The organism is Mesorhizobium sp. ORM8.1 (assembly GCF_053005525.2).
Window position 1 is genome coordinate 4676939 of sequence record NZ_CM132600.1, and the last position, 19047, is coordinate 4695985.

At 63.2% G+C, this 19047-nt stretch carries 19 protein-coding genes; 8 read left to right on the forward strand and 11 right to left on the reverse strand.

Going from position 1 to position 19047, the window contains the following annotated elements; genetic code table 11:
• The first annotated feature begins 100 nt into the window (after positions 1 to 100).
• From ACVDG8_RS23550 to ACVDG8_RS23565, 4 genes are read left to right on the forward strand one after another with little or no spacing between them, the layout of a single operon-like run.
• Positions 101 to 985 carry an ABC transporter permease subunit gene (locus ACVDG8_RS23550; RefSeq protein ID WP_447256860.1) on the forward strand — a complete coding sequence of 295 codons (885 nt, stop codon included), beginning with the start codon at positions 101 to 103 and terminating at the stop codon, positions 983 to 985.
• Between the two features lie 7 nt (positions 986 to 992).
• On the forward strand, positions 993 to 1907 hold the full coding sequence (locus ACVDG8_RS23555) for an ABC transporter permease subunit (RefSeq protein ID WP_447256861.1): 915 nt from the start codon (positions 993 to 995) through the stop codon (positions 1905 to 1907).
• A gap of 10 nt (positions 1908 to 1917) precedes the next feature.
• Positions 1918 to 3018: a sn-glycerol-3-phosphate ABC transporter ATP-binding protein UgpC gene (ugpC, locus tag ACVDG8_RS23560; RefSeq protein WP_447256862.1), complete on the forward strand. Its 1101-nt coding sequence runs from the start codon at positions 1918 to 1920 to the stop codon at positions 3016 to 3018.
• 46 nt (positions 3019 to 3064) lie between these two features.
• Positions 3065 to 3862, forward strand: coding sequence for a phosphodiesterase (locus ACVDG8_RS23565; RefSeq protein WP_447256863.1), 798 nt, complete (start codon positions 3065 to 3067; stop codon positions 3860 to 3862).
• A 154-nt stretch (positions 3863 to 4016) separates the two neighbouring features.
• On the opposite strand, the gene ACVDG8_RS23570 is transcribed toward ACVDG8_RS23565, so the two are convergent.
• The 5 genes from ACVDG8_RS23570 to ACVDG8_RS23590 form a co-directional block, all read right to left on the reverse strand.
• Positions 4017 to 5099 (reverse strand): ABC transporter ATP-binding protein, encoded by a 1083-nt coding sequence (locus ACVDG8_RS23570; protein WP_447256864.1) that lies wholly within the window; start codon positions 5097 to 5099, stop codon positions 4017 to 4019.
• Positions 5096 to 6670 carry an ABC transporter permease gene (locus ACVDG8_RS23575; protein WP_447256865.1) on the reverse strand — a complete coding sequence of 525 codons (1575 nt, stop codon included), beginning with the start codon at positions 6668 to 6670 and terminating at the stop codon, positions 5096 to 5098. Before ACVDG8_RS23575 ends, ACVDG8_RS23570 begins: the two co-directional genes overlap by 4 nt.
• Before the next feature lie 171 nt (positions 6671 to 6841).
• Positions 6842 to 7846 (reverse strand): iron ABC transporter substrate-binding protein, encoded by a 1005-nt coding sequence (locus tag ACVDG8_RS23580; protein ID WP_447256866.1) that lies wholly within the window; start codon positions 7844 to 7846, stop codon positions 6842 to 6844.
• A gap of 146 nt (positions 7847 to 7992) precedes the next feature.
• Positions 7993 to 9207, reverse strand: coding sequence for a cytochrome P450 (locus tag ACVDG8_RS23585; protein ID WP_447256867.1), 1215 nt, complete (start codon positions 9205 to 9207; stop codon positions 7993 to 7995).
• A gap of 8 nt (positions 9208 to 9215) precedes the next feature.
• Complete coding sequence (locus ACVDG8_RS23590) at positions 9216 to 9821, reverse strand: hypothetical protein (protein ID WP_447256868.1); 606 nt, start codon at positions 9819 to 9821, stop codon at positions 9216 to 9218.
• Positions 9822 to 9946: 125 nt separating this feature from the next.
• Between ACVDG8_RS23590 and ACVDG8_RS23595 the strand changes: the two genes are divergently transcribed.
• From ACVDG8_RS23595 to ACVDG8_RS23610, 4 genes are all read left to right on the forward strand, one after another.
• The gene (locus ACVDG8_RS23595) at positions 9947 to 10963 is read left to right on the forward strand and encodes a hypothetical protein (protein ID WP_447256869.1); all 1017 of its coding nucleotides are present in this window, start codon (positions 9947 to 9949) and stop codon (positions 10961 to 10963) included.
• 109 nt (positions 10964 to 11072) lie between these two features.
• Entirely contained in the window at positions 11073 to 11609 is a 537-nt protein-coding gene (locus tag ACVDG8_RS23600; RefSeq protein WP_447256870.1) for a sigma-70 family RNA polymerase sigma factor, read from the forward strand.
• A 1-nt stretch (position 11610) separates the two neighbouring features.
• Positions 11611 to 12249 carry an NrsF family protein gene (locus ACVDG8_RS23605; RefSeq protein ID WP_447256871.1) on the forward strand — a complete coding sequence of 213 codons (639 nt, stop codon included), beginning with the start codon at positions 11611 to 11613 and terminating at the stop codon, positions 12247 to 12249.
• A gap of 199 nt (positions 12250 to 12448) precedes the next feature.
• Positions 12449 to 14353, forward strand: a complete 1905-nt coding sequence (locus ACVDG8_RS23610) for a PAS domain S-box protein (protein WP_455707236.1) — start codon at positions 12449 to 12451, stop codon at positions 14351 to 14353.
• A 10-nt stretch (positions 14354 to 14363) separates the two neighbouring features.
• Here the strand turns inward: ACVDG8_RS23610 and ACVDG8_RS23615 are convergent, their stop codons facing one another.
• From ACVDG8_RS23615 to ACVDG8_RS23640, 6 genes are all read right to left on the reverse strand, one after another.
• Positions 14364 to 15242 carry a 3-hydroxybutyryl-CoA dehydrogenase gene (locus ACVDG8_RS23615; protein ID WP_371013049.1) on the reverse strand — a complete coding sequence of 293 codons (879 nt, stop codon included), beginning with the start codon at positions 15240 to 15242 and terminating at the stop codon, positions 14364 to 14366.
• Positions 15243 to 15457: 215 nt separating this feature from the next.
• Positions 15458 to 16387, reverse strand: coding sequence for an electron transfer flavoprotein subunit alpha/FixB family protein (locus ACVDG8_RS23620; protein WP_447256873.1), 930 nt, complete (start codon positions 16385 to 16387; stop codon positions 15458 to 15460).
• A 22-nt stretch (positions 16388 to 16409) separates the two neighbouring features.
• The gene (locus tag ACVDG8_RS23625) at positions 16410 to 17159 is read right to left on the reverse strand and encodes an electron transfer flavoprotein subunit beta/FixA family protein (RefSeq protein ID WP_447256874.1); all 750 of its coding nucleotides are present in this window, start codon (positions 17157 to 17159) and stop codon (positions 16410 to 16412) included.
• A 206-nt stretch (positions 17160 to 17365) separates the two neighbouring features.
• Positions 17366 to 18169: a rhomboid family intramembrane serine protease gene (locus ACVDG8_RS23630; protein WP_447256875.1), complete on the reverse strand. Its 804-nt coding sequence runs from the start codon at positions 18167 to 18169 to the stop codon at positions 17366 to 17368.
• Between the two features lie 21 nt (positions 18170 to 18190).
• Positions 18191 to 18772: a cob(I)yrinic acid a,c-diamide adenosyltransferase gene (locus ACVDG8_RS23635; RefSeq protein ID WP_447256876.1), complete on the reverse strand. Its 582-nt coding sequence runs from the start codon at positions 18770 to 18772 to the stop codon at positions 18191 to 18193.
• A 78-nt stretch (positions 18773 to 18850) separates the two neighbouring features.
• Complete coding sequence (locus ACVDG8_RS23640; RefSeq protein ID WP_447256877.1) at positions 18851 to 19042, reverse strand: twin transmembrane helix small protein; 192 nt, start codon at positions 19040 to 19042, stop codon at positions 18851 to 18853.
• Positions 19043 to 19047: the final 5 nt, after the last annotated feature.

The following is a 19047-nucleotide window of genomic DNA, read 5'->3' on the forward strand; positions in this document are numbered from 1 at the left end:
TTTTGATTTTGCGCATGTCCCCCGAAACCGGTTCCCACTTTCGGGAGACATGCTCTAATCTGCCCAAGCGGGCTGGCGGTTCAACGGCATCGGCGGATCGATGGAAAAACGCGTCACTTTCAGCAAATGGACGATAGGCATCCTGTTTGCGGTGCCGCAGCTGCTGCTGATCTTCACTTTCTTCTACTGGCCGGCCGGCCAGGCGGTCTACTGGTCGCTGACGCTGCAGCAGCCCTGGGGCGGCGGCAACATCTGGGTGGGGCTCGACAATTTTCGCTCGATCCTGGCCAACGCCGACTACTGGAACTCGATTACCGCCAGCCTCGTCTTTGCCGGAATCAGCACCGGGCTTGCAATGTTCATCGCGCTCGTGCTCGCCGCCTTGACAGATCGACAGCTCACCGGCTCGCGTCTCTATCGCGTGGTGCTGATCTGGCCCTACGGCATCGCCGCACCAGCGCTGGCGCTGGCGTTCCGCTTCATCCTGGCGCCGGAGGCGGGGTTCCTTTCCGTCATCAACCGGATGTGGCCGGGGATCTGGGATCCGGGTCTCGATGGCGCGGATGCCATGGCGTCGATCATCGTCGCCTTCTCGTGGAAATATGTCGGCTACAACTTCATCTTCTTCCTCGCCGCGTTCCAGGCCATACCCCGCTCGTTGATCGAGGCCGCCGCAATGGACAGCTCGGGCGTCATCAGACGTTTCTGGGACATCCAGTTCCCGCTGATCACGCCGACGATCTTCTTCCTTCTGGTCATCAACATCACCGAAAGCTTCCAGGATTCCTTCGGCATCGTCGACATCATGACCGCCGGCGGCCCGGCCAACGCCACCAATCTGATGGTCTACAAGATCTACTCCGACGGTTTCAAAGGCCTCGACTACTCCGGCGCTGCGGCGCAGAGCATCATCCTGATGCTGTTGATCATCGTGCTCACCATCTTCCAGTTCCGCTTTATCGAGCGGCGCGTGCACTACAGGTGAGATGGCCATGGTAGAGCGCACCCCATTCCTGAATTTCTTCACGCATGTGATCTTGTTCGTCGGCTTCGTGTTTTGCATCGCGCCGTTCGCCATCGTGGCCATCGCCGCATCGCACAACATCAAAGATGTGAACGACGTGCCGATGTCGCTGCTGCCGGGCAGCGACTTCTGGGTCAACATCAAGACCGCTTGGACGACGGCCGATCTCGGGCCGAAGCTGCTCAACAGCTTCATCATGGCCTTCGGTGTGGCGGCGGGCAAAGTCATCATCTCGGCGCTGACCGCCTTTTCGATCGTGTATTTTCGCTACCCCGGCCGCACCTTTATCTTCTGGCTGATCTTCGTCACGCTGATGCTGCCGCTGGAAGTGCGCATCGTGCCGACCTATGCGGTCGTCGCCAACGTGCTCGAACCCTATCAGACGATCATGGATCTGACCGGCCTATCCTGGCTGATCGAGAAGGTTTCGGGCGTGCATGTCGCGCTCAACCTGGGGATGCTCAATTCCTATCCCGGCCTGATCCTGCCGCTGATCGCCACCGCCACCGGCACCTTCCTCTACCGGCAGTTCTTCCTGACCGTTCCAGACGAGCTGACCGAGGCGGCGCGCATGGACGGCGCCGGTCCGCTGCGCTTCTTCATCGACGTCCTGTTGCCGCTGTCGCGCAACAATATGGCCGCGCTCGGCACCATCATGTTCCTGTGGGCGTGGAACCAGTATCTGTGGCCGCTGCTGATCACCACCGACCAGTCGCACGCCACGGCAGTGACCGAACTCAAGCAGCTCATCCCCAATGTCGGGGGCGCGCCTGAATGGCACATCGCCATGGCCGGAACACTGATCATCATGCTGCCACCGCTGCTCGTCGTGGTGCTCATGCAGCGCTGGTTCGTGCGCGGCCTGATCGCCACCGAAAAATAGGGAGCAAACAATGGCCTCCATCACCATTCGCGACGTCACCAAGAGCTACGCCAAGATGCAGGTCGTGCACGGTGTCAGCCTCGACTTTGCGTCCGGCGAATTCGTCGTCATCCTCGGGCCGTCTGGCTGCGGCAAGTCCACGCTGCTGCGCATGATCGCAGGGCTCGAGGAGATTTCGGGCGGCACGATCGCGATCGACGGCACGGTCGTCAACAAACTGGAACCGCGCGAGCGCGGCTGCGCCATGGTGTTCCAGAATTATGCGCTCTATCCGCATATGAGCGTGGCGCAGAACATCGGCTATTCGCTGAAGGTCGCCGGCATTCCCGCCGCAGAGCGCACAAAACGCATCCAGGCGGTCGCCCGGACGCTGGAGCTCGAACATCTGCTCGACCGCAAGCCAATGGCGCTTTCGGGCGGCCAGCGGCAGCGCGTCGCCATGGGCCGCGCCATGATCCGAGAACCGAAAGTGTTCCTGTTCGACGAGCCGCTGTCCAATCTCGACGCCAAGCTGCGCGTGCAGATGCGTTCGGAAATCCGCAAGCTGCACCGGCGGCTCAGTGCCACTTCCGTCTTCGTCACCCACGACCAGGTCGAGGCGATGACGCTCGCCGACCGGCTGGTGGTGATGAACGGCGGCCGTGTCGAGCAGGTCGGCACGCCGGCCGAAGTCTACAGCCGGCCGGCGAGCCGTTTCGTGGCAACCTTCGTCGGCGCGCCGGCCATGAACATGCTCGAGGGCGAGATTACGCTCGAAGGGCTGTCGCTGCTTGGCGGCAGCCGCAAACTCAACGTATCCCGCGCCGGCCTGCCGGTCGGCTCGAAGGTCGCCGTCGGCATCCGGCCCGAGGCCGTGCGCCTGGTGGCGCCCGGAACGCCGGGCGCGCTTGAAGCGACCGTCGATCTGGTCGAGGAACTCGGCGCTGGCCGCGTCATCTATGTCGATCTCGACGGGGCGCCGTTTTCGGTGGTGACGTCCGAGACTGTGCATCCCGAGCCGGGCAGTGCGGTCGGCTTGCAGTTCGCCGAGGGCGATCTGCATTTCTTCTCGTCCGAAACCGGCAGCCGGCTTGACGTGTTCAAGGCATCCGTGCCGGAACCGGCGCTGTAAAGCTGGCCTCCGGCGGCGTTGCGAAATTTGATTGAAGGTTCATGGCATGAAGATCATCCAGGTCACCGACGTCCATCTCGGCCGCCGGGGCCAGATACGTTACGGCGCCGATCTGCATGACCGACTCGATCGCTGCATCGATCACATCAATGCCCGCCACGCCGACGCGACGCTTTGTATTTTCACCGGCGATCTGACCGATGCCGGTGACACGCAAGCCTACGCCGACCTGAAAGCGGCGCTCAACCGCCTTTCCGTGCCCTACCGGCTGCTGCCGGGCAACCATGACCGGCGCGCCAATCTGATCGCTGCTTTTCCGGACAACGGCTCGGACGACAAGGGTTTCGTACAATCGGTGGTCGATACGCAGGAAGGACGCCTCGTTTTCCTCGACAGCCTGGCCGAAGGCCGCGTCACCGGTGAACTGTGCGACGACCGGCTTGCCTGGCTCGACGCGCGGCTGGGTGAGGCGGCGGGCAAGGCGGCCTATATCTTCCTGCATCATCCACCGGTCGAACTCGGGCTTAGCCTGCTCGATCCGCTTGGCCTCGAACAGCCGCAGCGTCTGCTCGATGTGCTCACCCGTCACGGCAATGTCGCCTACATCTTCTTCGGCCATGTCCATCGCGATATCGCTGGCACGGTCGCCGGCATTCCGTTCTCGGTGCAGCGCGGCTTGCATGCCCGCTTCGTGCTCGACCTGGTCGGTGACGAAGTGGTCGAGCAGGCGCCGCCCGCCTATTCGATCGTTCTGATCGACGGCCGGCGCGTCGTCATCCACAGCTGTGATTTCCTGGAGCAATGGCCGTTGTGGTCGCCGGCGACAGGGCAGCGCGTGCGTTAAAGCATGTTGATATTCAGGTGAGGCCGGCCTGCAAATGGCGGTTTCCTGCGCTTCCGGTGCTCACGTACTTTAAGTACGCTCCGCGCCGGTTCTCGGAAACCACCATTTTCGACTCGGCCTGACCTGAATCTCAACACGCTTTGGTCGGGAATCTTCAGGGAAAGACATGCGCCTTGCCGGTGACGGTGAGCCGCACGATCTCGCCGATTGCCGGCGCGTCCATGCCCGTCTTGCGCAAGATGAGCGGCGTGTTGCCGATCGCGGCGGCGTCCGGTGGGTCGGGATTGTTGAGCAGGCGCACCGCGATCGTGCAGACAGAGCCAGCGAATTCGGAGTCCGTCACCTCGCCGAACAGCATGTCGGGCGTGCCTGACATGCCTTCGCGCGAGGTCCGCTTGAGCATGACCTGCTCGGGTCTGAGCATGATGCGGCCAAGGTCGCGACGCTCGCGCGTATCCACCGCGATGCGGCCGAGTGGCGAGACGGCAAAGCCGTCGGCGATCTTGGCCGGCAGGATGATGGCATCGCCGAGGAACTCGGCGACCATCCTGTCCTTGGGCTGGAAATAGAGCTCGCGCGGCGTGCCGACCTGCGAGAACAGCCCGTCACGCATAACCGCGACCTGGCTGGCGAAGGACAGCGCCTCGGCCTGGTCGTGGGTGACCAGGATGGTGGTGATGCCGGCCTCTTCCAGCAATTCCGCAACCGCCTTGCGCATCGAGGCGCGCAGGCCGGTGTCGAGCGCCGAAAACGGCTCGTCGAGCAGCATCAGCCGCGGCTTCATCGCCATGGCGCGGGCCAGCGCGACACGCTGCTGCTGGCCGCCGGATAGCTCGTGCGGCCGGCGCTTCAGGATCGCCTTGTCGAGCCCGACGATATAGGCGAGCTCAACGATGCGCTCGTTGCGCCTGTCTTCGCCACGCGCCATCCCGAAACCGATATTGTCGGCGATGCTGAGATGCGGGAACAAGGCGCCGTCCTGCGCCACCACGCCGATGCCGCGGCGGTGCGCCGGCACGGCGGCGTGGCCGTTGGCGAGCACTTTGCCATCGAGCGCGATACGGCCGCTGTCGGGCGCCTCGAAACCGGCGATCAGCCTGAGCAAGGTGGTCTTGCCGCAGCCGGAGGGACCGACGATCGCCGTGCGGCTGCCGCTTTCAACCGCGAGGTCGACGCCGCCGAGGGCCGCCACAGGGCCGTAGTTCTTCGCCACACCGTTGAGTTCGAGCAAGCTCATCGTCCGGCCATCCGTTTCGACTGGACGTAGAGCAGCCAGGTCATCGGCAGCGACATCGCCACCATGATCAGCGCGTAAGGGGCGGCCGAGGCGTAGTCGATCTCGCCGCTGTAGGACCAGAAGGCCATCGCCAGCGTGCGGGTGCCGTTGGGCGCCAGCATCTGGGTGGCGGTGAGTTCGTTGGTGATGCCGAGCGCCACCATCGCCATGCCGGCGGCAGCTCCTGGCGCCGAGAGCCGGATGGTCGTCGACCACAACGCTTTCATCGGCGGACGGCCGAGGCTGGAGGCGGCGCGCTCCAGCTCCACGGGCGCCTGCGCGATGGAGGCCCGCAAGCTGACCAAAGCGCGCGGCAGGAACATCAGTGCGTAACCGAACAGGATGGTGAACAGTGTCTGGTAGAGCGGCAGAGCGACGCGCACGGTGATGGTGACCAGTGCCAGCGCGATCACCACGCCGGGCAGCGCGCCGACGATGTAGTTGCAGCTCTCGAGCAGGCGCTGCAGGCGCCCCGGCGCCCGGATCGAGATCCACGCCATCGGCATCGCTGCGACGGTGGCGAGCAGTGCGCCGGCAATGGCAAGGAACAGCGTCTGGCCGAGCGCCAGGCTGATCTCGTCCCAGCGCCAGACATCAACGCCCCCGGCCACCAGCCAGCGGCTGACGGTGACGAAAGGCACGCCGAGCGAAAGCAGCGCGACGGCGGCCGGCAACAACAGGCAAGGCAGCGCGGCGCGGCCAAGCTTTGTCCGTTGCTGCTTTCGCGCCGCGCCCGAGCCGACACGCGCATAGCGCTCCTCGCCGCGCACGATCATCTCGAAGGCGAGCAGCACCAGGCAGCAGACGACCAGCACGGCGGCCAGCATATTGGCCGCCGGCCCGTTGAAGGTCGACTGGAACTGGTCGACGATCGCCGTCGTGAAGGTGTCGAAACGGATGAAGACGAAGAGGCCGTATTCGGCAAGCAGATGCAGGCCGACCAATAGCGAGCCGCCGCAGATGGCCAACCTCAGCTGCGGCACCACGACGCGTGCGAAGACGCGCCACGGGCCAAGGCCAAGTGCTGCCGCCGCATCCTCCAGCGCCGGGTCGAGCCTGCGCAGCGCCGCCGCGATCGGCAGATAGAGGAACGGGAAATAGGCGATGACCGAGACCAGCACGCCGGCCCAGAGCCCGTGCAGGCCAGGCACCAGGCTGATCCAGGAATAGGAGTGCACGAAAGCGGGGATGGCGAGCGGCGCGACGGACAGCCAGGACCAGAGGCGGTTGCCCGGCAGGTCGCTGCGCTCGGTCAGCCAGGCCAGCGCCATCGACAGCACGATGGCGATCGGCACGGCGACGATGACGAGCAGGATCGTATTGACCAAGAGTTCGCCGACGCGCGGGCGGAAGATCAGCGCCGCCACGGTGTCCCAGCCGGTCTGGATGGAGACCCAGATGATGAAACCGAGCGGCAGCAGCGCAACGAGCGACACCAAAGCGGCAGCAAGCGTGATCCACGACGCCGGCCGTCGTTTCTTCATCCCGGCTACCGGCAGCCTTGAAGGCGTGATGTCGATCGCGGACTGCATCAGGCAGGCCGGTGCCTCGCCACCGCCAAGCGGCGGAAGCGGTCCAATATGCTGCCGATGCGGCCGGATGCGCGGTCGATCGTCATCGACGAGGCGGTCTCCAAAACAAAAACGCTCCCGCGCGAATTCCCGCGGGAGCACGGTCGTTTGCCCTTTTAGGACGAACAGGGACTAAAGCAAGCCGGCTTGCGTCATCAGGTCGATGACCTTCTTGGAATTTAGAGCCGCCGGGTCGACTTTCGGCGCTTGCAGGTCGGCCAGCGGCACCAGCTTCGGGTTGGATTCCACGCCTTTGCCGATGGCGTATTCATAAGAGGTCCCGGTCTTCAGCACTTCCTGGCCACCCTTGCCGGTCACCCACTTCAGGAAAGCCTGGGCTTCCTTGGGATGCTTGCTGGACGCCAGCACGCCGCCTCCCGAGACCGACACGAAGGCGCCCGGGTCCTGGTTCTTGAAATAGTGCAGCGCGACATTCCGGCTGTTTTCGCCGGTCTTGGCCTGATCGCCGAAATAGTAATAATGGTAGATCACGCCGCCATCGATCTCGCCGGCATTGACGGCCTTCATCACCGTGCCGTTGCCCTTATAGGCGGTGGCGTTCTCTTTCATCGCTTTCAACCAGCCGGCGGTCGCGGCTTCGCCCTTGAGCTGAAGCAGGGCGCTGACGATGGCCTGGAAGTCAGCGCCTGAGGGAGAAGCGGCCCAGCGGCCCTTCCAGCTCGGATCGGCAAGGTCGAGCAGCGACTTGGGCAACTGGTCTTCCTTCAGCTTTTTCGTGTTGTAGGCAAAGACGGTGCTGCGGGCGGCGACGCCGATCCATTTGCCGCCCGACGGCTGATACTCCTGCGGCACCTGCGCCAGCGTATCGGTGTCGACAGGCGCGAACAGGCCCGCGCCCTCGACCAGCGCCACTGCCGGCGAGTTCTCGGTCAGGAACACGTCGGCCGGCGAGGCGGCGCCCTCGGCGACGATCTGGTTGGAGAAATCGCTGTCACCACCGTTGCGCAGCGTCACCTTGATCCCGGTTTCCTTGGTGAAGCCCTTCGCCCATTCCTTGGCCAGGCTTTCGTGCTGGGCATTGTAGACAACGATGCCAGCGTCTTCGGCCATGGCTGGGCTGGCAGCCAGGCCGAGCGCCAGCGCGGCGCCGGCAAGCGTGGAAAGAGCAAATTTCATAGGTATCGTCCTCGATCTGGGTTTGGCGAGTCCACCTATCGATACCTGACAGCGGTAGTCAACATTGTTCTTGCAGACGCACAACGTCGCGAGCGCGCAGATAATTCCACGGGCAGTAAGAAGCAGCGTGGAATTCGAGCGGATGGCTAATTGACCAGTCGGATCATAGGAGCGGTTTGCAGGCCGTGGAAAAGCACCGAAGGCCGCCTTAAAACCCTTGAAGCATCGAGGCGCCAGCCTTTGGCCCGGGTGAACAGGGCCTCCAGCAACACTGCCAGTTCCACTCGGGCAAGATGCTGGCCAAGGCAGGCATGAAGTCCGGTGCCGAACGCAAGTGCCGATGAATTGCCGGCCCGCAGATCAAGCCGATCGCCGGCCGGGAAGACTGAAACGTCTCGACTGGCGCTCGCCAGCACAGGCACGACAGCCTGCCCAGCCTTTATGGCTGCACCACCAAACAGCAAATCTTCCGCCGCGATGCGCGCTCCGGCATATTGGACCGGCGCGCAAAAACGCAGCAGTTCCTCGGCCGCCGCGGACCAACTGACATCCCCTTGTTCGAGCAACGACAGCTGCTCAGGAGAATTTGCCAGCGCAAGCAACGCGTTGCCGAATGTATCCACGACCGTCGCCTGCCCGGCAAAGAGCAGAAACACGATGTTTGCAACGGCATCATCTCTTCGCCAGCGACCGGCCTCGACCTCAGCCAGCATCTGGGCTGAAATGCCGTTTGGGTGCACGGCGCCGCGTTCTATCGCCTGCAATACCCATGTCTCCAACCGGCGGCAGGCCTCGTTTGCATCCTCGTTGACGCCGCCAATCCTCATGTCCAGGGCATAGGCCATAAGTTTGGCATCGTGGCCGATGCGCCACGGGTCATCGATGTCGACGCCGAGGATCTGCTCCAGGCCCGAGAAGGCGAGGGGTAGGCCTATATCGACGACCGCATCGAACTCCGGCTTTTGCGCGGCGGCTTGCACCAGTTGCGATGCCCTGGACGCGAGTTGGTCGAACAGTCCCCTGCCGGCGGAAAAAGCCAGCGAACCAGCCAGCGGCCGACGCAGGTTCATGTGCCGCGGCGGATCGGACAAAAGCATGGAACGGGTCAAGAGATCCAACGCTGGATTGGCGCTGATTTTCTGCCTGACCTCCTGATATGCGCCGGGCGGCGCTTGCAACAGCAAGGGGTGTTTCAAGGCCTGCGACACAAGCGCGTGGCTGAATACGTAGAACGCCTCGCCGACCTCTGGATAAGGAGGCCTGCCCCAACTGCCGGCGCCGGCATTGCGACGGCGGGCGAATTCAGGAAACGGATCGCCGTCCAGCGCGAACGGATCGAAAAGGTCGACCTTCCTTGTCATCGTGCCTGTCATCGGTCGAGATCAACGGCGAAGATGACGCGAAACCCGCCAGAGCTCAGGTCCTCGGGCAGAAAGTTAGGCGCCAGGTGCAGAAATTCACAGTGCAGAACGCGCCTGTAGAAGCGCAGCAGCGGGTCTTTCGTTATCGATCCGACTGAAGGCATCACACCTGTGCGATGCCAATCATCGATGGTCTGGCGAAATGCCGGATCCGGCTGCACCTTGTCGGGAAAGTCGTCCTGCGCCCCGGCATAGGACGGGCAACGTCCATCGCCGACCAGCCAACGCGTACCGACCCGGCGGCCATGGTCGGTCAGCTGCGACAAGAGGCGGCGCGCCATGTCGGTGCGGCGAAACTCCGGCCGTATGCCAAGATTGTAGACATAGAGCGATCGCGCCGGTTCGCTCCTGGCAAACGAAGAGTAAGCGGCGAAAGTCCGAGGGAACTTTTCCGTCTCGCGAGGATCCTGGCTGGTCTCCACGAAGCAGATAGCGCCAGCAATAGCGTTTTCGACCATGGCCACGATCATAGTATGCCCAAGTGACAGGCGACGCCGGATCACCTCTTCATTGGCCCCAATTGGTCCCCAGGTTGCCATCTCCATGGCAACCATGCCGGGGATATCGGCCTCTGCAAGGTGACGAAATGTGATCGCCATCATCGTAGGATGGTTGCTTGTGAAATGGGTGATTTCCTTATGCCCGCCGTTGGGGATACATCAGGGAGGGTGGGTACCTCATGATCTTCTACATTTGCCATCGCTCACATGCCAATACTCTGGCAAGCCTGCTGATCTATTTTCGAACAGATCTGCAGGATTTTATCCGCATCGTCCCCCATGACGAAGGCGCGCATCTGCTTGGGATATCCAGCGGCTCGGCGATCTGGGCGGATATGGACCGGCTGAGCGACGCCGAGATCGAGGCAAGCGCCAATCTCGCAGAGCGCATGAGACTGCAACAGCCGGACCTCTTGCAATTCAATCATCCCCGGCAAACCGTTCAGCGTTTCGATCTGCTGCGCATGCTGTTTTCGGACGGCACCAATGGTTTCAACGTGTACCGGCCGGAAACTTTACCCGAGAGGGTGCAGTTTCCTGTTTTCCTGCGCGACGAGGCCGGTGCGACCTACAAGACACCGCGGCTGCTGTCATCACGGGCCGAGCTCGACCAGGAGCTTTCGAAGCTGGGCAAGATGAACTTTGTTCGCCCCATGCTGGTGGAGTTCGGATCGAAAGCGGCCGCCGACGGCAGCTACAGAAAATACGCGGCCTACCGCATCGGTGCGCACAGCTACGCGCAGCATTGCTTCGCCAGCGAGCAATGGTTCGTAAAGGACCCGGGCAAAGGCATGTCGGGACAACAGCTAGCCGAACATGCCGCCTATGTCCGCGATAATCCGCATGCAGGCGCGTTGATGCCAATCTTCGACAAAGCCAGGATTTCATACGGCCGGATCGACTACACCGTCGTCGATGATCGCATCCAGGTGTTCGAGATCAACACCAACCCCACTGTGCTGAACTATCCGCCAACACCCTTCGATACGTATGATTCACAGCCCTACGCGGATATGCATGCGCGGGCATTGATGCAACTGCCCCATGCGGACGATCCCGAGTCGAGCCCGGACATCGACACGACTCATCTTGAGATCCTGGGCGCCTTGCGAAAAAAATACCGTCGCAAGCGCGTTAAGCTGACGGTTCGCAGGGGACTGAGATATTTCTGGGGCGCCACATTCGGCGCCAAGTGAGAACGAGGCCTGCAAACTTTCGTGATTTGCCGTGGTTTTGGCTTGGACATTATTTCGCCGGCCACGTAACAAACCAGGGCCGAGACGCGAACTTCGGGGGTAAACTCTTGTGACCGGCAAGGATGAGGCCGAGCTCTCCGGGCTACTCAGGGCCGCGATCGCGGGAGACGAAAGGGCTTACGCCGACTTTCTGCACCGGATTGCCGCGCTGGTGCGCGGGTTTGCCAGGCGCAAGATCGTTCAGGGCGGGGTCGACCCCGAGGATGTCGTGCAGGAAACCTTGCTGGCCATTCATGTCAAACGTCACACCTGGCGCCAGGACGCGCCGGTGTTGCCGTGGATCTATGCGATCGCCCGCTTCAAGCTGATCGATGCCTTCCGCCGCCGAGGTCGGCGCATCGAGATCGATGTCGACGATATCGCCGAGACCTTTGCCGAACCGGAAGCCGAGACCGTCAGCGAGCGCGACATCAACCGGGCGCTCGATGGCCTGCCGCCGGCGCAACGCTCGGTCGTCTCCTCGATCTCGGTCGACGGCCGTTCGATCGGCGAGACGGCGACCAAGCTCGGCATCACCGAGACGGCGGTGCGCGTGTCGCTGCATCGCGGCCTGGCAGCGATCGCCAAACGGTTCGGACGACAGTGACATGAGGACCGAGGATCTCATCAAGGCGCTCGACGCCGATGCCCGCAACAAGGCAATGCCGCTGGGCAAGGCCTGGTGGCTGGCCGTCGGCGTGGCGGTGGCGATCGCCGCGGCCATCTTCTTTGCGACCATCGGGCCTCGCCCCGACATCATGCCGGCCATGCACACCATGCGCTTCATGTCGAAGTTCGTCTTCACGCTGGTGCTCGCCGCCAGCGCCTTTGCGCTGATCCGCGCTCTGTCGATGCCGGGTGCTTCCACCAGGCGGGCGATGGCGTGGATGATCGCCGCGCCGCTCCTGGTCGTCGTGGCGGTGGCGCTGGAGCTATATGTTGTGCCCGAAGCCGACTGGGGCAGGCGGATGGTCGGCTCCAACATGATGATCTGCATGAGCTTCATTCCGCTGATCGGCATCGGTCCGCTGGCGATCTTCCTCGGCATGCTGCGCTATGGCGCGCCGACCCGGCCGGTGCTTGCGGGAGCGGCCGCCGGTCTGCTCGCCGGAGGGCTTGCGGCAACCTTCTACGCCGCGCATTGCTTCGACGATTCGCCGCTGTTCGTCGCCACTTGGTATACGATCGCCATCGCCTTCCTGGCTCTGCTCGGGGCGATCGGCGGGCGGCTTTTCGTCCGCTGGTAGCCGTCGCTCACCGATCCTTAATCATGCCGGCAATTGTTTGCCGGTTACCGGTGTAACCGCTACCGTCCACGCAACCATTCCTTAAAATCGATCCGCCAGGGTTGTGGCAACATGCAGTTGCGTGTTGGGGTGGGATCGCATTGTGACGTGGTTGAACTGGAAAAGGCTTCGTGCCGACAGGCACGCCGCGCAGGGATTGGTGGCCGTCGGTGTACTTGCCGTTGCCCTGTCGGTCCTGTCGCCTCGCCTGGAGCTTGGAGCGGACGCGCTGAAGCTTGCCCTGCAGATTTCCGTCGCCATCACAGCCGCAATGCTGTTCCTCTCGGCGCTGTTCATTCACCGCTTGGTCGACGACCGCAGGCAGATCGCGGAGAGCGAGCAGCGCTTCCGCCGCGCCATGGAAGATTCGGCGATCGGCGTTGCCATCGTCGGCCTTGATGGCCGTATCCTGCAGGCCAATCCGGCCTTTGCCGCAATGCTCGGCTACAGCCGCGCGGAGATCGAGGCGCTGACCTTCTTTGAGATCACCCATCCCGACGATCTGCAGATCGGGCGCGAGACCATGATCAATCTGAAGGAAGGCAAGATCGATTCCTTCCATTTCGAAAAGCGCTATCTGAGGAAAGACGGAACCCCGGTCTGGTCGCAGCTCGCCGGCTCGGTCATTCGCGACGAAGAGACCGGCAAGCCGCTCTATCTCGTGTCGCAAATCGAGGACATCGACGCGCGCAAACAGGCCGAGGCGCGCATCGCTGAAGCCGAAACACGCTGGAACTTCGCGCTCACCAGCGCCGGACAAGGCGTGTGGAGCCTCGACATGCACAAGGGCGGCACGACCTATTCCGAGACCTGGGTGAAGATGCTGGGCTATGCGGATGGCGAGCTCGACGGCGACCCGGACCGTTGGCTGACCATGATCCATCCGGACGACCGCGACCGCGTCGCCGACGCGGATCGGGCGCATCTTGCCGATGAGACGCCTTTCTTCGAAGCCGAATTCCGCATGCAGCACAAGGACGGCCACTGGGTCTGGATCCTCGATCGCGGCAAGGCGATCGAGCGTGATGCCGAAGGGCGGCTGGTCAGGGCCATCGGCAGCTTGACCGACATCACCCAGCGCAAGGAAGCCGAGGCGCGCCTCATGGTTTCGGCGGCGATGCTGGCCGACGAAAAGGAGCGGCTCAGAGTGACGCTACAGTCGATCGGCGATGCGGTCATCTGCACCGATGCCGCCAACCGCGTCACTTTCATGAACCCGGTCGCCGAAAAGCTCACCGGCGTTGCCGCCGGCGAGGCGCTGGGCAAGGTGCTCGGCCACATCTACTGGGCGGTCGATGAAGAAACCGGCCAGCGGATCGGCCTGACAAGGCCTTTGGCCGGTGACCGCAGTCACAGCGACCAGAACACCCGCGCCGTTCTTGTGCGCCGCGACGATACGCGCTGCAGCATCCGCCAGGTGGTGTCGCCGATCATGAATGACCGCAGCGAATTCTGCGGCCTGGTCATCGTCTTCCAGGACTTCACCGATGCGCGCGCCCTGCAGCGCCAGCTGGCCTACGCCGCCGCTCACGACGCGCTGACCGGGCTCGCCAATCGCTCGAGCTTCATCCGCACCATGGAGGACCTGGTTGATCAGTGCCGGCTCAGCGGCGGCGAGCATCAGTTCATGTTCGTCGATCTCGATCACTTCAAGGCGGTCAACGATACCGGTGGCCACGCCGCGGGCGATGCGCTGCTGAAGCGCGTGGCCGACGCCATCCGCGACGTGCTGGGGGCGGAGGATATCGTCGCGCGGCTCGGCGGCGACGAATTCGCCGTCATCTTGAAGTCGGGCGCGATTGCCCGCGCACCGATCGCGGCGCGCTCGATCATCGACGCCATCCGCAACCTGAACTTCAGCTGGGACGGCCGCCCGCATTCGATCGGCGCCAGCATCGGGCTCGCGCCGATCCGGGCCGGCTGCGGCGAGGTGGATGAGATCATCGCCCGCGCCGATGCCGCCTGCTATGCCGCCAAGGCGGCCGGGCGAGGCTGCGTTTCAGCGGCGCCTGAAGAGGATATCAGCGACGAGACAGCGCCAGCGCCGCTTGCGGCGGCGTCCTGAGCTAGAAGGATCAGCGCGTCGGCACCGGATGTTCGCCGCGATAGTCGTAGAAGCCACGGCCGGTCTTGCGGCCGAGCCAGCCGGCCTCGACATATTTCACCAGCAGCGGGCAGGGACGGTATTTCGAATCCGACAGGCCCTCATGCAGCACCTGCATGATCGACAGACAGGTGTCGAGGCCGATGAAATCGGCGAGCTGCAGCGGCCCCATCGGGTGGTTGGCGCCGAGCCGCATGGCTGTGTCGATGGCATCGACCGAACCGACGCCTTCGTAAAGCGTGTAAATCGCTTCGTTGATCATCGGCAAAAGGATGCGGTTGACGATGAAGGCCGGGAAATCCTCGGAGACGGTGATCGTCTTGTCGAGATGCTTCACATAGGACTTGGCTGCCTCGAAGGTCTGATCCTCGGTGGCGATGCCGCGCACCAGCTCGACCAGCTTCATCACCGGCACCGGGTTCATGAAATGAATGCCGATGAAGCGTTCGGGACGGTCGGTCTGCGCGGCAAGCCGGGTGATCGAGATCGATGAGGTGTTGGTCGCCAGGATCGCTTCCGGATTGAGCTGCGGACAGAGCTGGGCGTAGATCTTGCGCTTGACCGTCTCGTCCTCGGTCGCCGCCTCGATCACCAGATCGGCGGCGGCGAGGTCGGCCATGGTCGGGGCGGCCGAGATGCGCGCCATCGCGTCGTTGCGCGCCTTCTCCTCAAGCTTACCGGACCCAACCTGGCGGGCCATGTTGCCGCTGATGGTGGCAATGCCCTTCTCGATGCGGTCGGGCGACAAATCGTGGATGAGCACCTTGTAGCCACCCAACGCCGAGACATGGGCGATGCCGCCGCCCATCTGGCCCGCGCCGACAATACCGATCGTTTCGATCTTGCTCATTACCCCGATCCCGTCTGGAGCATCTCCGCTTCTAGGAAGCGAGAAACGCTCTCATCTGCTTGTTTAACGCAATTCCGGGCGGAAAACTGCTCGGCGCTCCACTGGAATTGCTTTGAGCCTTGATGGCCCGCATTTTTTGTGCGGTGCAAACTAAAAGGGCGGGGCGACTTCGTCTACCCCACCCTTCACAATTTAGTACGTCAAGGCAGAAGGCGTCAAAGCGCCTTTTGCAGCTCCGGCAGGATGACAAAGAGATCGCCGACCAGGCCGTAATCGGCAACCTGGAAGATCGGCGCTTCCTCGTCCTTGTTGATGGCCACGATGACCTTGGAGTCCTTCATGCCGGCGAGATGCTGGATGGCGCCGGAGATGCCGACGGCGATGTAGAGGTCGGGCGCGACCACCTTGCCGGTCTGGCCGACTTGCCAGTCGTTCGGCGCGTAGCCGGCATCGACGGCGGCGCGCGAGGCGCCGACGGCGGCGCCGAGCTTGTCGGCAACCGGCAGGATGACCTCCTGGAACTTCTCCGAGGAGCCGAGCGCGCGGCCGCCGGAGATGATGATCTTGGCCGAGGTCAGCTCCGGACGGTCGTTCTCCGAGAGCTTGTTCTCGACGAAGGAAGAGAGACCCGGATTGGCCGCGGCGCCAACGGTTTCGACCGAGGCTGAACCGCCTTCAGGCGCCGCCTGGAACGAGGCGGTGCGTACCGTGATGACCTTCTTGGCGTCGGTCGACTGCACGGTCTGGATGGCATTGCCGGCATAGATCGGGCGCTTGAAGGTGTCGGGCGAGACCACTTCGATGATTTCCGACACCTGGGCGACGTCGAGCAGGGCCGCGACGCGCGGCGCGACATTCTTGCCGGACGAGGTGGCCGGCGCGATGATGGTGTCGTAACCGCCCGCGAGCGATACGACGAGTGCCGCTGTTGGTTCAGCGAGACGCTCGGAAAGCTCGTCGGCTTCGGCCAGCAGCACCTTGCGCACGCCCTTCAGCTTGGCGGCGGCCTCGGCGGCACCCTTGGCGCCCTTGCCGGCGACCAGCACGTCGACATCGGAGCCGATCTGCAGCGCGGCCGTCAGCGCTTTGCCAGTCTGATCGGAAAGGCTTGCATTGTCGTGTTCGGCGATGAGGAGAATAGCCATTTCGTTGTCCTTTCCTGACCGCTTAGAGCACGCCGGCTTCGTTCTTCAGCTTGTCGACCAGCTCGGCGACGCTCTTGACCTTCACGCCCGCCTTACGGCCGCTCGGCTCCTCGGTCTTGACCACCTTGAGGCGCGGCTTGACGTCGGCGCCATAGTCCGCCGGGCTCTTCTCGTCGAGCGGCTTCTTCTTGGCCTTCATGATGTTGGGCAAAGACGCATAGCGCGGCTGGTTGAGGCGCAGGTCGGCGGTGACGATAGCCGGCATCTTCAGCTCGACGGTCTGCAAGCCGCCATCGACTTCGCGCGTCACCTTGGCTTTGTCGCCTTCGAGCACGATCTTGGAAGCGAATGTCCCTTGAGCCCAGCCAAGCAGTGCCGCCAGCATCTGGCCGGTCTGGTTGCTATCGTCGTCGATCGCCTGCTTGCCGAGGATGACCAGGCCGGGCTTCTCTGCATCGACCACGCCCTTCAGCACCTTGGCGACGCCCAGCGGCTCGGTCTGCTCATCGGTCTTGACCAGGATGGCGCGATCGGCGCCCATGGCGAGCGCCGTGCGCAGCGTTTCCTGCGCCTGCTGCGGGCCGATCGATACCACGATGATCTCTTCCGCCTTGCCGGCTTCCTTGATCCGGATCGCTTCCTCGACCGCGATTTCGTCAAACGGGTTCATCGCCATCTTGACGTTGGCAAGCTCGACACCCAGTCCGTCGGCTTTCACCCGGACCTTGACGTTGGCGTCCACAACCCGCTTCACGGGCACAAGGATCTTCATTTCCTGTCACCTCTTCTGAGATAGATCGGGCGCGCTATAGCAGCACGCATATGCCTAGAGTTGTCGAAAGCCGACATTCCTGACTGAATTCCGGCCAACCGGAATTCTGGCCGGACGGAATTCTGGTCTTCAACAGCCTAATCGGGTGGGGCTTCCGTAGTGGCGGCAGTCCGGCGCGTCAATATCCCACGACGCACTCAATCGGTTCAGTCCCGAGGCGATGTTGCGCCACGGCCCCATTGCGGCGCCTGCTGGACGGCGTCGTCTGCCGGCGGCTCGATCGGGACCGGCGCCTGCTGGACGTTGGGCGTCGGGTCCGGCTCGCCATCGGCGCCGGCGAACAGCGGCACGCCACGGCTGCGCAGGACAAGCACCAGGATCGAGCCGGCGATGATGCCGCCAATATGGCAGGACCAGGAGATCTGGTTCTCGCCGCCGGCGGCAAACATCACCACCTGGAACAGGATCCACAGGATCAGCGGGATGAAGGCCGGGATGCGCAACGGAATGCGGGCAAAGGCCAGCACCCAGACTTTGACGCGCGGATACAGGATCAGATAGGCGGCGACGACGCCGGCAATGGCACCGGAGGCGCCAATCAGCGGCGTCTGCGAATCCCAGGCCATCAGGCCCTGGAAGAAGGCGCCGGCGACGGCGCAAAGCAGGTAGAAGATCAGATAGCGGAGATGACCGAGCGCATCCTCGACATTGTCGCCGAACACCCAAAGGAACAGCATGTTGCCGCCGAGATGGAAGATATCTGCATGCAGGAACGAGTAGGTCAGGTAGCTGAGGCTCTCGGGAATGACGACGAATTCAGGAGAGAGCTCGACCTTGTCATGGACCACCGAAGGAATGAAGCCGAGCCCGAGCACCGCCGCATTGGTGAAGTTCTCGCCACCGATCGTGGTTGCCAGAAAGACCAGCGCATTGGCCACGATCAGGCCGATCGTCACATATTGCAGACGGATGTGGCGCAGCCTGTTGGTGTCGTAAAGCGGGATGAACATCGGACCCTCCCGCTTCGAAAATCAGCGGTTCTTGCCGGGCACCCATAGCACGTCGGCATTTCCATTGTCATTGACCGCGCGGGCGGCGACAAACAGAAAGTCCGAGACGCGGTTGATGTATTTCAACGCCTCGCGGTTGACATGCACGGCTGGATCCTGCGCCAGCGCGACCATGAGGCGCTCGGCGCGACGCGCCACGGTGCGGGCCAGATGGAGCGCCGCCGCTGCCGGCGTGCCGCCGTTCAGCACGAAGGATTTCAGCGGTTGCAGGTCCTTGTTGAGGAGGTCGATATCCCGTTCGACGCGGTCGGTCTGCGCGGCGACGATGCGCAAAGGTTCGTATTCGAGCGGCTTGCCGTCATCCGGGACCGCAAGGTCGGCGCCGAGATCGAAGAGGTCGTTCTGGATGCGCGCCAGCATGGCGTCGATCGCGGGGTGGCCGGCGCCGGTGTGGATGCGCGCCATGCCGATGCAGGCATTGGCTTCGTCGACGGTGCCATAGGCCTCGACGCGCAGGTCGGATTTCAGCCGCCGTTCACCGGTGCCCAGACCAGTGGTGCCGTCGTCCCCGGTGCGGGTATAGATCTTGTTGAGCTTGACCACGCCGTCCCCCTTAAGCGGTTTTTGACGCAATTCCAGGCGGAAAACCTTGTCCCACTTTTCCGGGAATTGCCAAGCCCGTCATTTGCGGGTGAAATAGACGACGAGCAGAAGCAGCGCCAAGGCGACGGCCTGCAACATCACGCGCGCCTGCATCAGCTTGTTCGAGGTGACGCCGTCGCCGCCGCGCATCATGTTGATGAGGCCGCGGATCAGCACGATCAGGACCGCGGCCATGGCCACAACGGCGAGAATTTTGAAGACGGTGACCATCTGGC